The organism is Collinsella aerofaciens (assembly GCF_028209395.1).
In the GTDB taxonomy this organism is placed as follows: Bacteria; Actinomycetota; Coriobacteriia; order Coriobacteriales; family Coriobacteriaceae; genus Collinsella; species Collinsella aerofaciens_AZ.
This window is the reverse complement of the sequence record NZ_JAQLDQ010000022.1, coordinates 18,828-33,209: the sequence shown is the minus strand read 5'-3', so window position 1 is coordinate 33,209 and position 14,382 is coordinate 18,828. Positions and strand designations below refer to the sequence as shown.

17 protein-coding genes, 1 tRNA gene and 1 pseudogene are annotated in these 14,382 nt (G+C 57.0%); 12 read left to right on the top strand and 7 right to left on the bottom strand.

Features of this window, described 5'->3' with window-relative positions; genetic code table 11:
* The 3 genes and pseudogenes from PMW67_RS08100 to PMW67_RS08090 form a co-directional block, all read right to left on the bottom strand.
* Nucleotides 1-482: pseudogene (locus PMW67_RS08100) on the bottom strand (IS21 family transposase); the annotation flags it as partial.
* Between the two features lie 165 nt (nt 483-647).
* Nucleotides 648-887, bottom strand: a complete 240-nt coding sequence (locus tag PMW67_RS08095) for a helix-turn-helix domain-containing protein (protein WP_118099149.1) — start codon at nt 885-887, stop codon at nt 648-650.
* 9 nt (nt 888-896) lie between these two features.
* Nucleotides 897-1,535, bottom strand: coding sequence for a DUF2975 domain-containing protein (locus PMW67_RS08090; RefSeq protein ID WP_271739430.1), 639 nt, complete (start codon nt 1,533-1,535; stop codon nt 897-899).
* Between the two features lie 703 nt (nt 1,536-2,238).
* Between PMW67_RS08090 and PMW67_RS08085 the strand changes: the two genes are divergently transcribed.
* From PMW67_RS08085 to nagA, 8 genes are all read left to right on the top strand, one after another.
* Nucleotides 2,239-2,682 (top strand): PTS sugar transporter subunit IIA, encoded by a 444-nt coding sequence (locus PMW67_RS08085; RefSeq protein WP_022094613.1) that lies wholly within the window; start codon nt 2,239-2,241, stop codon nt 2,680-2,682.
* The gene (gene yajC, locus PMW67_RS08080; protein WP_022094612.1) at nt 2,682-2,963 is read left to right on the top strand and encodes a preprotein translocase subunit YajC; all 282 of its coding nucleotides are present in this window, start codon (nt 2,682-2,684) and stop codon (nt 2,961-2,963) included. The genes PMW67_RS08085 and yajC overlap by 1 nt, the downstream gene beginning before the upstream one ends.
* Nucleotides 2,964-2,999: 36 nt before the next feature.
* Nucleotides 3,000-3,482 carry a PTS N-acetylgalactosamine transporter subunit IIB gene (gene agaV, locus PMW67_RS08075; protein ID WP_022094611.1) on the top strand — a complete coding sequence of 161 codons (483 nt, stop codon included), beginning with the start codon at nt 3,000-3,002 and terminating at the stop codon, nt 3,480-3,482.
* Nucleotides 3,483-3,572: 90 nt separating this feature from the next.
* Nucleotides 3,573-4,373 (top strand): PTS mannose/fructose/sorbose/N-acetylgalactosamine transporter subunit IIC, encoded by an 801-nt coding sequence (locus tag PMW67_RS08070; RefSeq protein WP_022094610.1) that lies wholly within the window; start codon nt 3,573-3,575, stop codon nt 4,371-4,373.
* On the top strand, nt 4,363-5,445 hold the full coding sequence (locus PMW67_RS08065) for a PTS system mannose/fructose/sorbose family transporter subunit IID (protein ID WP_138374505.1): 1,083 nt from the start codon (nt 4,363-4,365) through the stop codon (nt 5,443-5,445). The genes PMW67_RS08070 and PMW67_RS08065 overlap by 11 nt, the downstream gene beginning before the upstream one ends.
* A 185-nt stretch (nt 5,446-5,630) precedes the next feature.
* On the top strand, nt 5,631-6,362 hold the full coding sequence (locus tag PMW67_RS08060) for a GntR family transcriptional regulator (RefSeq protein ID WP_055310430.1): 732 nt from the start codon (nt 5,631-5,633) through the stop codon (nt 6,360-6,362).
* Nucleotides 6,363-6,476: 114 nt separating this feature from the next.
* The gene (locus PMW67_RS08055) at nt 6,477-7,643 is read left to right on the top strand and encodes an AgaS family sugar isomerase (protein WP_250787258.1); all 1,167 of its coding nucleotides are present in this window, start codon (nt 6,477-6,479) and stop codon (nt 7,641-7,643) included.
* Between the two features lie 118 nt (nt 7,644-7,761).
* Entirely contained in the window at nt 7,762-8,931 is a 1,170-nt protein-coding gene (gene nagA, locus PMW67_RS08050) for an N-acetylglucosamine-6-phosphate deacetylase (protein ID WP_022094606.1), read from the top strand.
* A gap of 75 nt (nt 8,932-9,006) precedes the next feature.
* On the opposite strand, the gene PMW67_RS08045 is transcribed toward nagA, so the two are convergent.
* On the bottom strand, nt 9,007-9,591 hold the full coding sequence (locus PMW67_RS08045; protein ID WP_271739428.1) for an NADPH-dependent FMN reductase family protein: 585 nt from the start codon (nt 9,589-9,591) through the stop codon (nt 9,007-9,009).
* Between the two features lie 157 nt (nt 9,592-9,748).
* On the opposite strand from PMW67_RS08045, the gene PMW67_RS08040 reads away from it, so the two are divergent.
* From PMW67_RS08040 to PMW67_RS08030, 3 genes are all read left to right on the top strand, one after another.
* The gene (locus PMW67_RS08040; protein WP_271739426.1) at nt 9,749-10,630 is read left to right on the top strand and encodes an aldose 1-epimerase family protein; all 882 of its coding nucleotides are present in this window, start codon (nt 9,749-9,751) and stop codon (nt 10,628-10,630) included.
* Nucleotides 10,631-10,689: 59 nt separating this feature from the next.
* The gene (locus PMW67_RS08035) at nt 10,690-11,625 is read left to right on the top strand and encodes a hexose kinase (protein WP_271739425.1); all 936 of its coding nucleotides are present in this window, start codon (nt 10,690-10,692) and stop codon (nt 11,623-11,625) included.
* 197 nt (nt 11,626-11,822) lie between these two features.
* Nucleotides 11,823-12,296 (top strand): NanQ anomerase/TabA/YiaL family protein, encoded by a 474-nt coding sequence (locus PMW67_RS08030; RefSeq protein ID WP_089572396.1) that lies wholly within the window; start codon nt 11,823-11,825, stop codon nt 12,294-12,296.
* Between the two features lie 135 nt (nt 12,297-12,431).
* Here the strand turns inward: PMW67_RS08030 and PMW67_RS08025 are convergent, their stop codons facing one another.
* The 3 genes from PMW67_RS08025 to PMW67_RS08015 all read right to left on the bottom strand — a co-directional run bounded on the left by PMW67_RS08025 (nt 12,432) and on the right by PMW67_RS08015 (nt 13,654).
* A complete protein-coding gene (locus tag PMW67_RS08025; protein WP_271739423.1) occupies nt 12,432-12,797 on the bottom strand; it encodes a hypothetical protein in 366 nt (121 codons plus the stop codon).
* 14 nt (nt 12,798-12,811) lie between these two features.
* Nucleotides 12,812-13,321 carry a hypothetical protein gene (locus tag PMW67_RS08020; RefSeq protein ID WP_271739422.1) on the bottom strand — a complete coding sequence of 170 codons (510 nt, stop codon included), beginning with the start codon at nt 13,319-13,321 and terminating at the stop codon, nt 12,812-12,814.
* 257 nt (nt 13,322-13,578) lie between these two features.
* A tRNA-Thr gene (locus PMW67_RS08015) sits at nt 13,579-13,654 on the bottom strand.
* 157 nt (nt 13,655-13,811) lie between these two features.
* Here PMW67_RS08015 and PMW67_RS08010 point away from each other — a divergent pair.
* On the top strand, nt 13,812-14,294 hold the full coding sequence (locus PMW67_RS08010; protein WP_271739420.1) for a PTS sugar transporter subunit IIB: 483 nt from the start codon (nt 13,812-13,814) through the stop codon (nt 14,292-14,294).
* The last annotated feature ends 88 nt before the right edge of the window (nt 14,295-14,382 follow it).

Genomic DNA, 14,382 nt, shown 5'->3' with positions numbered 1-14,382 from the left:
TCCCCGCCGGGGCGCTCGACCGCGACGAAGCCCCAGTCCATCTGGTAGGCCTCTCCGGGCGCCGTCCTGAAGCGCTGCCCGCGGCAGCCCTGCGGGGCCGCCTGCCGCCTCTTCGCGGGCACGAGGTCCCGGTGCGCGGCGATATAGGTCTTCACCGTGGTGAGGCCGCCGGCGTAGCCCTGGCCGAGCAGCCGCTCGAATATCACCTGCGAGTTGGTGACGCCCTTCCGCAGGAGGTCGTCCACCAGGCCGGTGTGGCCGGCGAGCACGCCCGGCGCGGCCCTCCTCCCGCTGTTCCCGTGGGGCAGGGCCCTGAACCCGTGTGCCCTGACCGTCCTCGCGCGGGAGCGGGTGAGCCCCGTCCTCCTGCAGAACTCCGCGAGGTTGCATGCCTGCGGGTCGAACCCGTCGCCCTCCTCCGCGGCCATCTCCCGGAGCGCCGCGTCTATAATCTCCTGTAGGTCATCGTGTCTCTCGTTCACCTCAATGGTCCTCCTAACGCCGGCGTGTTGGCACCACCAGCGTAGTGGCGGCGGGGAGGCACGGTGGCCATTATTCGGTGACCGGGATTGGTCAAAATAGTTTGACTATTAGCGGCTAAAATCGCCCGGCGCTAACACGTTTAGGCGCTGGTGGCTAAATTATGCCTATGAATCTTTAAGTCCAAAAAGGTTATCGGCTTCATCGTCAGGCATATATTCCAGCACATCGCCCGGTTGGCAGTCGAGTGCCCGGCATATCGCGTCAAGAGTTGAAAAGCGCACGGCAGAAACCTTGCCCGTCTTGATGCGCGACATATTGACCTGGGAGATGCCCACGCGTTCCGCAAGCTCTTTGGATGAGATCTTGCGTTCGGCAAGCATGCGGTCGAGCCGCAGAATAATCATGGATTCCCCCTAGAGCAACTCGTCATCTTGTTTTTGCAGGATATACCCGTAGCGGAAGATGCTGGCAATCAGGCTAAAAATCAGGCCCGCAAAGAGCATGGAGAGGTCGAGATGCTGGCCGCCAAGCGCATCCGTAAAGCTACCGCCAAATCCTGAGAGTATCAGCCCCGTGACTATGGCACCAAAAAGTTTCACGGCGGCGCCGCCGATAAGGAACAAATGTCCTATTTGACGTAGTATGCGGATGCATTCGAGGTCAAAGGGCCTGCCCGCCTTTTCAATGGCAGAGAAAAACCTGTATGCGCTTAGCGCGATGGCAAGCGCGAGGCATGCCATCATGCCGCTCCCTATGGCAGTATGACCGTCGTGCGCGACAAGCATAAGAGGGGTCTGTTCGTTGGCGCCGACGAGAGCGAGAATTGGCCCTTCGCCAGCCGTAAGCTCTACGGATTGGAGACAGAACCCTTGGGAGAGGCTAGGCAATATGAATAGAAGTTCGATTGCAATGACTGCGAGGAGTGCCAGAGCGAGCGCCACGATGGTGCAGATTGTGCCCCATTTGCAGTAGCGAGTGAGCTTCCTCAGTTTGGCTATTGCCTGTTCACGGTCGATGGCTTCATTCGATTTGGATACGTTCCAGCGGATCATAGCTCCTCCAACCAATGTCTTGGATGATACTTGTATCTTATATCATACTTAATGACAAACGATAAACAATTACAGAATAGAGTAAGTAATGTTTGTGAGACGAATAACGTGAGCTATTGGCTCATTTTGGATGCCGGAGTTTGACGCGCGGGGGATGAGGACAAATGTCAAAACTACCAGCGATCGCACAAACGCTTCATCGGGTTTCCCCGATTCATCTGGGAAAACAGCTGCAAACGATTGCAAGTAACCGGTGAACGGTCGAAAACTACCGTTCACCGATAATCTCAAAACTGGTTCTAACTGGTATTAAGTCAAAAAGACCAATTCACATATCTTCACAATGACCTGCAATTTTTCAACACGCTATTTTTTGCCGCCCTGCGTTGTTTAGACACAAAAAAGTTCCGATCTTTTGCCAAAGCGTTTCGAAACGGTTTCAAAACCGCAGGTAGAAGTGTTAACGAGCGGTAAACGGTCGATTTATCACCGTGAACGGTGCAAAAACGTTTTACCGTATGAATCAACGGAAGCGGCCTCTTCTGGGGTGATATAGTGACAACAACACGTCACGTGGTTACTACCAGTTTAGAAACCACTGGTCTTCAAAGAACGCTTTCCAAGAAGCTTTAAGGGCAATTGCCCGCTGGCTTTCGAAAATCATCGGACTCAGATCGTACACACCTTCGGAAGGGAAATTTGAATGGTTGGCTTTATTCTTACCGGTCATGGACAGTTCGCACCCGGCCTCGCAAGCGCTATCGCTATGGTTGCTGGCGACCAGCCCGCTTTTACCGTCGTTCCTTTTGAGGGCGACCAGGCTGCTTCCTACGGTGAGGATCTCCGCGCCGCTATTACCGCCATGCGCGAGGAGTGCGATGGCGTGCTCGTCTTTACCGACCTGCTTGGTGGCACCCCGTTCAACCAGGCGATGATGATTGCCCAGGATGTCGACAACGTCGAGGTTCTGACCGGCACCAACCTTCCCATGGTTATTGAGCTTCTGTTCCTCCGCGGCAACGCCACGCTCGCCGAGCTTGGCGAGCAGGCCGTGACCGTTGGCCAGACGGGCATCACCGCCCAGACGGTCGCATCCGTTGCCGGCTCCGACGAAGAGGATATCTTCGGCGACGAGGACGGCATCTAATGGCCGATTTCGGAGCCAACGTCCTGAGCTCCTCGGTCGCCCTTTTAGGCCTGCTTGTCATCATGGGCTTGATTTACACCATCTGGTCGCAAATCAACATGAAGAAGAAGCAGAAGTACTTCAAGGAGCTGCACACCGAGCTCAAGCCGGGTCAAGAGGTTCTTTTCGCCGGCGGTATCTACGGAACCGTCAAAGGCATCGAAGGCGAGAAGGTCCAGATCAAAGTCCGATCCGGAGCCGTCGTAGATGTTTCGCGTTACGCGATTCAGGAGATCAAGTAACTGTCGTCAGCAAATAACGAAAGGAAGCTAATCAACATGGCAGAACCCAACATTCTTCTTACCCGCATCGATAACCGACTGGTTCATGGTCAGGTTGCCACCCAGTGGAACTCCACCCTGGGCTCCAACCTCATCCTCGTCGCCAACGACGACGTGGCGTCCAACACCATGCGCCAGAACCTCATGAAGATGGCCGCTCCCGCCGGCGTCGCTACGCGTTTCTTCTCTCTGCAGAAGACCATCGACGTCATTGGCAAGGCGAGCCCGCGCCAGAAGATCTTCATCGTGGCCGAAACACCGGAAGACGTGCTTACGCTCGTCAAGGGCGGTGTGCCTATAAAGAAGGTAAACATCGGCAACATGCACATGTCGGAAGGAAAGCGCCAAGTCGCCACCTCCGTCGCAGTTAACGACGAGGATGTCGCTGCGTTTAAAGAGCTGCAGGAATTGGGGGTGGAGTTGGAGATCAGGCGCGTTCCGAGCACGCCTGTTGAGGACACGAGCAAGCTCTTCTCGTAATCCTCGTGATCCACGTTGTCAGGAGTGAAACCCTGACGTTCTGTACGTGATATCCAAAGTGCGTACATACATTTTGAAAGGAGGAGCAAGATGGAATACTCGATCATCCAGATCGCTCTGGTCTTCGTCGTCACGTTCATCGCGGCAATCGACCAGTTTGACTTCCTCGAGTCTCTCTATCAGCCCATCGTCACCGGCGCCGTCATCGGTCTTATCCTTGGCGACCTCAACACCGGTCTTCTCGTGGGTGGTACCTATCAGCTCATGACGATCGGCAACATGCCGATCGGAGGCGCTCAGCCGCCTAACGCCGTCATTGGCGGCATCATGGCAGCCATTCTCGCTATCGCCACGGGTCTCGAGCCCAACGCGGCAGTCGGCCTTGCCATTCCGTTCGCTCTGCTTGGTCAGCTCGGCGTTACCCTGGTCTTCACGCTTATGTCCCCGCTTATGTCCACGGCCGATAACATGGCTCATAACGCGGACACCAAGGGCATCGAGCGCCTGAACTACTTCGCCATGGCTCTGCTCGGCCTGATCTTCGCTGTCGTTGTCACACTGTTCTTCATCGCTGGCGCTACCATTGGTCAGACCATCGCTTCCGCCATCCCGACTTGGCTGCAGACCGGTCTGTCCGCTGCAGGCGGCATGATGCGCTTCGTCGGCTTCGCCGTCCTGCTCAAGGTTATGATGAACCGCGATATGTGGGGCTTCTTCCTCATGGGCTTTGGCCTCGCGCTCATCACCGTTGCCAACGATTCTCTGGCAACCCCTGCTCTGCTCATCCTCGCTCTCATCGGCTTCGGCATCGCTTTCTGGGACTTCCAGCAGCAGACCGAGCTGAAGGGTGCAGCTGTTTCTGACGGAGGTGACTTCGAAGATGGCATCTAATGAGTATGTGATCCCGGAGCACTACGAGGATCTTACTCCTGCTCCGCAGCTCGATCAGAAGACCCTCAACAAGATGGCTTGGCGCTCCTGCTTCCTGCAGGCCTCGTTCAACTACGAGCGTATGCAGGCCGCTGGCTGGCTCTACTCCATCATCCCCGGTCTGGAGAAGATCCACACCAACAAGAACGACCTCGCGGCTTCCATGAGCCACAACCTGGAGTTCTTCAACACCCACCCGTTCCTCGTCACCTTTGTTATGGGCATCGTGCTTTCGCTCGAGCAGAACAAGGTTGACATCCCCACGATTCGCGCCGTCCGCGTCGCCGCAATGGGCCCGCTCGGTGGTATCGGTGACGCCCTGTTCTGGCTGACGCTCGTGCCTATCACGGCCGGCATCACCTCCAACATGGCCATCAACGGCAACGCTGCTGCGCCGATCATCTTCCTGGTGATCTTCAACGCTGTCCAGTTCGCTCTGCGCTTCTGGCTCATGAACTGGTCCTACAAGCTTGGCACCAGCGCTATTGACGCTCTGACCGCCAACATGCAGGCCTTCACGCGTGCCGCTTCCATCATGGGCGTCTTCGTCGTCGGTTGCCTGGTCGTCACCATGGGTGGCACCCAGATCAACCTCCAGATCCCCAACGGCACCACCCGTGGCCTCTCCGCTACTACCGTGATCGTCTCCGAGAAGGAGGCCGAGAACTTCACCGGTATGGAGGGCATCGATACCGAGACCGCTGAGGCCGGTACCATCGCCATGACCGATAAGGACGGCAACGCCCTTACCGCTTCCGATGCCGACGGCAACGCTGTCGAGTGCGGCGTCACCGATCTGGGTAACGGCATGGAGTCCGTGACCTACGGCACCGTTACCGAGGATCCGGTCAACTTCTCTGTTGCCGACACCCTCAACACCATCGTCCCGAAGCTCGTCCCGCTTATGCTTACGCTGCTGCTTTACTACATGTTCGCTAAGCACAGCTGGACCCCGACCAAGGGCATTCTCCTGCTCTTCGTCCTTGGCATCCTGGGCGCTGGCCCGCTTGGTCTCTGGCCGAGCATCTGGTAAGGCTCTAGCTTGAGGGGTGTGTCCCTACGCGGCTCACACCCCGACCCCTTAAGCCATGTGTATGTTAAAAGCCGCGTGCTCGAAAGAGCGCGCGGCTTTTGTTTTCTTAATGATTCGGGTGTGGCAGACAGATAATGCATAACACCCTAGGTAGTTAGCCGAATTCGAGCAAAAGGGAGGATAGGATGGCGATCGGAGCGCGTAAGCAACCGCTGTACGATCAGCTGGTCGATATTCTGACCGAAAAGATCGACCATGAATATCGCGCCGGTGACATGATTCCTTCCGAGCGCGAACTTTCGGAGCGCTATGGTCTCTCGCGCACTACGGTACGCCTGGCTCTGCAGGAACTGGAGCGTTTAGGACTGGTGGTTCGGCAGCACGGTCGCGGTACCTTTGTGACCGACCGTTCGGCAAAAGCAACCAATCTTATGCAGTCCTACAGCTTTACCGAGCAGATGCGCGCGATGGGTCGCGACCCCGAGACCACGATTCTCGAGTTTTGCGAGATGGAGGCCGATAAAAATCTGGCCGAGCATATGGGATTGCGTATCGGTGATCGCATTTTTAAGCTTAAGCGACTTCGTTCTGCCGACAACATGCCCATGATGGTCGAACGCAGCTATCTACCAGTTCGTCAATTTCTGTCCCTAAAGCGACCGCTGCTGGAGCGTAAGCCGCTTTACGATGTGATTGAGCAAGACTTTCAGCAAAAGATACGCGTGGCCGAAGAGGAGTTCTATGCGAGCATAGCCCGTCCCACCGACGCCCACCTTTTGGGAATTGTCGAGGGCTCGCCTGTGCTCGATTTGGTCAGGACTACGTATAACGAGTCAAACGAGGTTGTGGAGTACACGCTCTCGGTTGCTCGTGCCGATCAGTTTAAATACAAGGTTTACCACCAGCGTAGCGATTAGTGTCCGCATCGTTTCCATATGATGATTCTTTGCATTTAACTGGTTACTACCAGATAACCAACCGAAGTGTATAATTGCACGTCAGAGGATTACTTCAGGAGAGAGGTATTAAAAATGTTCGAGAAGAGTGTCGAGGAGCTCACCGAGCTCGGCGCCCAGATCACCACGGCCGAGATTGCTCAGCAGCCCGAGCTTTGGCGTGATACGCTCAACATCTATCGCGAGAACAAGGAGGCCATCGAGGCCTTCCTGGCCGAGGCTCGCGCTATGGGCGAGGGTCGTCTGTCCGTTGTCTTCACCGGTGCCGGTACGTCCGACTACGTTGGCGATACCTGCGCCCCGTACCTGCGTCACGCTGGCAACACTGATCTCTACGACTTTAAGCCCATCGCCACGACCGACATCGTGAGCGCCCCGCGCGACTTCCTGCGCGCCGAGGATCCCACGCTCGTGGTTTCCTTTGCCCGCTCTGGCAACAGCCCCGAGAGCCTTGCCGCCGTTGCCGTTGCCAAGGAGCTCGTCCACAACGTCAAGTTCCTCAACATCACCTGCGCTCCCGAGGGCAAGCTCGCCGTCGAGTCTGCCGATGATCCCAACGCGCTGACGCTGCTCATTCCGCGCGCCAACGACAAGGGCTTCGCCATGACCGGTTCTTATTCCTGCATGACCCTGCTCTCCACCCTTATTTTCGACACTGCCTCTGACGAGCAGAAGGCCGAGTGGGTCGAGACGATTGCCAAGATGGGCGAGGAGGTCATCTCCCGTGAGCCTGAGATCGCCGATTACCTGGCTGGCGACTTCAACCGCGTGACCTACTTGGGTTCTGGCTCCTTCGGTGGCCTTGCCCAGGAGAGCCAGCTCAAGATCCTCGAGCTCGCTCACGGTCTTGTTGCTACTTCCTACGACACCTCTATGGGCTATCGTCACGGACCTAAGTCCTTCGTCGACGATAAGACGCTCGTCTTCGTGTTCGTCAACAACGACGCCTACACCCGTCAGTACGACATCGACATCCTCAACGAGATCGGTGGCGACAAGATCGCTCAGCACACCGTTGCCGTTCAGCAGGATGGCGCTACCGTCTATGAGGGTGAGTCCTTCACCTTTAAGGGCTACGAGGCGCTTCCCGAGGGCTACCTTGCCCTGCCGTTCGTGATGTTTGCCCAGGCTATCAGCCTGCTCAACTCCGTGCGCGTGGGCAACACGCCCGATACGCCGAGCCCCACCGGCACGGTCAACCGCGTGGTTAAGGGCGTGACGATTCACCCCTTCACCGCTTAATCGCGTCCCCCTGTAAGGGCGCCCGTCCGCTCATAACGGCGGGCGGGCGCTTTTTGTTTTTACATGGACCGGGTATAAGCATTACCACAGTCAACTGCTTTAGAAGCAAGGAGTGCATATGAGCACGTACGCAATTAAGGCTGACAAGTTCTTCTTGCCGGCAGGCCCGCAACTGGGCGGCTATCTTATGGTCGAGGATGGCGTTTTTGGCGCCTGGCAGGCCGACGAGCCCTCTTGCGAGATTAAGGACTACACGGGATCGTGGATCGCACCGGGTATGGTCGATACTCACATCCATGGCTTCTATAACCACTCGACTACCGATAACGATCCCGAGGGCATTGATATCAGCTCGACCGAGCTCGCCCGTCGCGGTACCACCAGCTGGCTGCCCACGACGTTCACCGATGGCGTCGAGCAGATCAAGGATGCCTGCGCCGCCATCGCTCAGGCGGACGAGGGTCGCGGCCCCGACTTCTGCGGTGCACGCATTCAGGGCATCTACCTGGAGGGCCCCTTCTTTACCATGAAGCACGTGGGCGCGCAGAACCCCGCTTATCTTATCGATCCCTCCGAGGAGGTCTTCGATCAGTGGCAGGAGGCTGCGGGCGGTCGCATCGTTAAGAGCGCCATGGCGGCCGAGCGCGACGGTGCCGCTGCTTATGCGGCTGCTCTGAACGCCAAGGGTGTGGTGACCAGCATCGGTCACTCCGACGCCACCTACGATGAGTGCATCGCCGCCATCAACGCCGGTGCCAGCTGCTTTACGCATACCTATAACGGCCAGCGCGGGCTGCATCACCGTGAGCCCGGTGTCGTGGGCGCTGCCATGTCCACGCCCGAGACCTACGCCGAGATCATCTGTGACGGCAAGCACGTAAACCCTGCCGCCATCAAGGCGCTGCTGCAGGCAAAGGGCTGGCAGCACACGGTGCTCATCACCGACTGCTTGGGTTGCGGCGGCATGCCCGAGGGCAGCTACACCAGCGGTGGCATGGACGTCATCATGAAGGACAACCTGTGCTGGCTCGCCGACGGCAAGAGCATTGCCGGCTCGGTGCTCACGCTTGCCCAGGGCGTCAAGAACATCGTCGACTGGGGCATCGCCAGCGCCGATATCGCCATTCGCATGGCAACCGAGGTGCCGGCACGCTCCGCGCACATCGAGGATAAGTGCGGCAGCATCATGCCTGGTCGCGACGCCGACTTTGTCGTGTTCGACCATGAGCTCACCCTCGTCGAGACGTATGTTGGCGGCCAGAGCGTCGGCAACGCCTTTACTGAGTAACGATAGAAAAAGACGGCGGGCCCGAATCTGCTCGGACCCGCCGTATGGGTTAAACGCTCAAAAGCACCTTCACAGTTACAGCTTGTTAGCAATCTTCTTTGCCGTGCGCTTGACGCCGGCCACCAGGCCTCCTGCAGGATGCTCCTTCTCGTATGCTAGGCGCTTCTCGCGCTTGGCATACTCTTCGACGATGATGTCGCCATACTCGTCTTCGATCTTGTCGAAGAAGTCGACGGCGCCCTTAATTTCCTCAGCGGTCGGGTGTCCCTTTTGGACACCGCCGGCGAGCTTGAACGGCCCCCACGTATCAAAGCCGGGACAGCCGTAGACACCCATAAAGATGGCCTGCTTCATGCGGCAGATGCCATCGATATCCTTGCCGTACCACTTGTTTTTGCCACCGTAGGTCATAAGGCCAAACACCTTGTCCTGCGGCTGCAGCACGTTGGTGAGCACACGTGCCATATCTTTGTCGATCTCGGAGTAATAAATGCCCGTGGCGACACCGATTAGATGATATTCGTGCAGGTTGGGATACTCGTTTTTGCCAAGCGCCTTGACGTCGAGGGTATCGATTTCGGGGTGTGCCTCGACGATGGCGTCCACGAGCTTTTTCGTATTGCCGTGATGGCGCGAGGCATAAAGGATGATGGTTCGCATAAGAAGGCCTTTCAGCTGTAATTGCATCAATGTCTGTATGGTACCCCGTTGCATGGCTGGGATACCGGACGCATCGATGAACGTGCGGGTTTGTCCTTTGATCAGGGCCGAGACGGGTTCTTGCGAGCAAAAAAGCAGTTGTTCGAAAGGATGGGCAATGGAATACGCTCTCTCCAACGATTCGATTTCTATTAAGGTGTCCACGGCTGGTGGTTCGTTTACCTCGATTGAGGCCGGAGGTCGCGAGTACTTGTGGCAGGGCGATCCCGCCGTGTGGTCCGGCCAAGCACCGATTTGCTTCCCGATTTGCGGAGGCTTGCGCGATGGTAGCGCCATGACGTTTGCCGGGCATCACGTGAAGCTCGCTCGCCACGGGTTTGCGCGCAAACAGGAGTGGAAGCTGCTGAGCCAAGACGAGAACGAGCTGGCGATGTGCCTGGCTTCGGAGGATAACGCCGCGCTGCTGAGCGATTATCCGTACCCGTTTAAGCTTGTCGCTCGTTATACGCTTGAGGACGCCGCCGTGCGTGTCGCCTATGAGGTTACCAACGAGGGTACCGAGGACATGCCGTTCTTTATCGGCGGTCATCCCGGCTTTAGGTGTCCGCTCGATGAGGGCGAGGCCTATACGGACTACGAGTTGCGCTTTGAGAAAGACGAGGCTGCGGAGCTTTGCACCGCTGTCCCTTCGACTGGCTTGATTGACGTGGCAAACCGCTCCAAGAACCCCATGGTGGGGAAGACGCTGCCTCTGTCACATGAGCTCTTCGATTTTGCGGAGACCATCTTTGACGTGCTCGAGAGCCGTCAGGTCACGCTTTCCAAAAAGGGCGAGGACAAGGGCGTCCGCCTGAGCTTTGAGGGCTTCCCATATCTCATTGTGTGGAGCAAGCCCGAGGGCGATTTTGTGGCGGTTGAGCCTTGGGGCGGTCTTTCGACCTGTTCCGATGAGGACGATGTGCTTGAGCATAAGCGCGGCTGCCTTGTCGCCAAGCCCAAGGAGACCGTCGTTCGCTCGTTCACGATTGAGATTCTGTAATTCCGTTTTGTCGACTCGTATCGCGGGGCACAAGGAGCCTGCGAGATAAGGAGCTAAAAATGATCCTCACCGTTACGATGAACCCGTCTGTCGATACGCGCTATCAGCTCGATGAGCTCGTCATCGACGACGTCAACCGTGTGACGCCCGAAAAGACCGCCGGCGGCAAGGGCCTCAACGTGGCCCGTGTCCTTGGTCAGTTGGGCGACGACGTTGTGGCAACCGGCCTGCTTGGTGGCCATATGGGCGCCTATATGGCCGAGCTCATGGACGCTAACGGCATTAAGAATGATTTTGTGCCCATCAAGGGCGAGACTCGCATTTGCCTCAACATCCTCCACGCCGGCAACCAGACCGAGCTGCTCGAGAGCGGCCCGACGATTGCCCCCGAGGAGCTCGATGCCTTTACCACCAAGTTTACCGAGCTTGCGAGCAAGGCCGATGTCGTTACCATCTCGGGTTCGCTGCCCCGCGGCGTCGAGGCGGACTACTACGCCAAGATCACGGGCATTGCCGAGAACGCCGGCGCCAAGGTGCTGCTCGATACCTCGGGTGCCTCTCTCGAGGCCGCCCTTAAGTCCGAAATTAAGCCCGAGCTGGTCAAGCCTAACCTGACCGAGATCAACGGCCTTCTGGGTACGAGCTTTACCACCGACGATGTGGACGAGCTCCGCGCCGCGCTCGCCTCTGATGCCCGCTTCTCCGATATCCCCTGGGTCGTCGTGTCCATGGGTGCTGCCGGCTCCGTTGGCTTCCACAATGGCCGTGCGTTCCGCGCAAAGACGCCCGACATCCCTGCCGTTAACGCCACGGGCTCTGGTGACTCCACTATCGCTGGCTTCGCGCATGCCATTGCTGCTGGCGCGGACGACGAGACGGTGCTGCGTACCGCCAACACCTGCGGCAAGCTCAATGCCATGGATCCCATGACCGGCCATCTGGTCATGGACCGTTGGGACGAGGTCTACAACGGCGTTGTCGTGACCGAGCTGTAAAAGCCTGGGCGTCGGCCCCGGCATTGCTTGCTAGCTCATGTCGACGACAAGTGCGGTAGCATTATGCTGGGGCGCGACGCCGAGTTTGTCGTGTTCAATCCCGACCTTACCCTGGTCGAGGCGTATGTGGGTGGCAACAGCGTCGGTAACGCGTTTGCCGAGTAGCCGCCAAAGAAGCGATCCGAGAGGGGATTTAGATGATTTACGGTGCATTGGGCGATATCGAGGAGTACCGCGGAATGCTCAAGGGCCTCGACGTGCTGATCGACTGGCTCGAGGAGAACGACCCGGCACAGCTCGAGGTCGGCAGCCATCCGATTTTGGGTGAGAAGGTCTTTGCGAACGTCATGTCTCCCACGACGCGTCCCGAGGCTGAGGCTCACTATGAGACGCATCAGCGCTATCACGACCTGCAGATTGACGTCGAGGGTCGCGAGGCCTTCAAGGTCGCTACGGGCAGCCTGACGCTGGTCCAGGAGTTTGACGAGAAGGACGACTACGATCTGGTCGATTCCGACGCCTCGATCGCCGGCGATCTTGCCGACGACAAATTCGCGCTGTTCGTTGCCGGCGAGCCCCACATGCCCACGCTCGAGTTTCCGGGCGATGGCGCACAGCCGGTCAAGAAGATCTGCTTTAAGTTGCTTGCCGACGCCTACTGGGAGGAGTAGCGAGCTGCTCGGCTGAGCTGTTCGTCTGATGGCGTGATTCCCCTAGGGAAATCACGCTAGGACCCCGCCAAACGGGTTTTCCCTAGGGAAATCACGTTTGGCGGGGTTTTCTGTTTTTGAATAGGGAAGCCTCATTTATTTGCGAAGAACATCGGCTAGCCGCAGGATTGAAATCATCGACCGATAAGTGAGTTCCACTTTTTCGCCCGCAAGCAGTCGTTTCGAGCCAATCTCATCTAGCCCCACAAGCCGAGAAAACAGCGGGCCGCTCATCGTGGCCTCGTCAATTGATTCCCTTATGGTCTTCAAAACGTCCGTATCATGAAGCGATGCCGAGCTGTAGGGGGCAACACGAGCGGAACTCTCAATTAACGACGAGACAAAAGGATGGAGATGCTTTGGACATAGTCCATCAAACACCACATCCCCATTGTCGTTCGAGCCGACCAGGCGCCAAGTATAATGATCGACCCAGTCATCTCCGTCATATATGGCGTCCATGAGCAACTTCCCGTCTAGAGAGAGAAACCTATTTGGACATCGGGGCGCAAGACCGCAATCCATATCGGGCCTGCAGCAGCTCCAACCCAACGCACCACATAGGTTCCCTTTCTTACATGTGTATCAATCTGCCCCGAAATGCCGGTGAATGCAATTCCAGACCCGTTTGTCGGATAGCAATCGACGTATTTTTGTTTTCCGCTCACAACCTTGTATAGATATATCGTTCCAGCAAAAGAGAAGGGATCGTTCGCAATTTTGTCCGGAAGAACTTGCCACCTCAAAATCCCGCTACCAATATGGTCAAGCTTGACCGTTCCGCCGTCCCCCTCAAAAGTGGCAAGGGGATTTACCCCAGACTGAGAGTCGGTATCGCCCTCCTTAGCAGTTATCAGCAGGCTGCCCGTATAAGACTGCTGAGGCTCACCTTCAGGACAGGCAGCCTCGGCCCAAGAAGGGCCACTCAGGCAGAACAGTCCGAGCAGCATCAATACCAACAAAAGAAAACCCTTAGTTCTTTTCATCTATATCCCCAACGTCTCTCGACATTTGTATATTGTGACTATTTTAGATCTATATGGCCAATTCGAGCCCTCACCATGGCAATTGTTGCAGCTGGGTTTCTTTTCATTAAGATTTCACTTTGGTAAATCCCCGCCCCTAAGCATTAAACCCGAAGTCCACCGAGTGGGCCGCTGTTGACGTGGCTATGTTTGGATTGGCGCGCACGCACTCAAAATCGGCAACAAAAAAGCCGCCCGAAGGCGGCTATCTTGTGCAATGGAGCCAGCGACCGGGCTCGAACCGGTGACCCCCGCTTTACGAGAGCGGTGCTCTACCAACTGAGCTACGCTGGCGGCCATGTGATGACGCAACTGAGGCGTCAACGGCTGTCTATGATACGGGACATCGCACGTCCGCGCAAGGGTTCTGACGGCTTTTCTCACTTTAAATGCACTAATATTGGAGACGCGATGTCTTGCTCTTACGGGTCTCAAACAGAATGGGGCAGCGATGGCTCAACCCAAGATTCTACTCACACGCATCGATGATCGGCTTATTTACGGGCAAGACGTTGAGCTGTGGAACGAAGCCGTGGGTTCCAACCTCGTCCTGATCGTTAACGACGAGATTGCGGCGGATTCGCGCAAGTGGGCGCCTATGAGGGTCGCGGCGCCCGAGGGCGTGTGGACGCGGTTTTTCTCGGTGCAAAGGACCATCGACATCATTCATACCGCAACGCCGCGTCAATGGATTCTGATTATGGTGGCCTCACCCGCTGATGCGCTCGCGCTGGTTAAGGGTGGTGTGCCAATAACCAAGATCAGCATTGGCCATATGCAGGCAGGGGAGGGAAAGCGCTCTGTAACGCCTGCCGTTGCCATAGACGATACGGACATCGCCGCCTTCAAAGAGTTGCAAAAGCTCGGCATAGAGCTAGAAATCCGCTATCTCCCCAGTTCCGCCCCCGACCCCATTGGCAATCTGTTCAACTGATCCCTTGGGGACGGAGGAAAACGGATCAAATTGCCCTTGCGAGGGACGCGCGCGATGCCGCCTGTCAAAAACTATGCCCATTTACTAC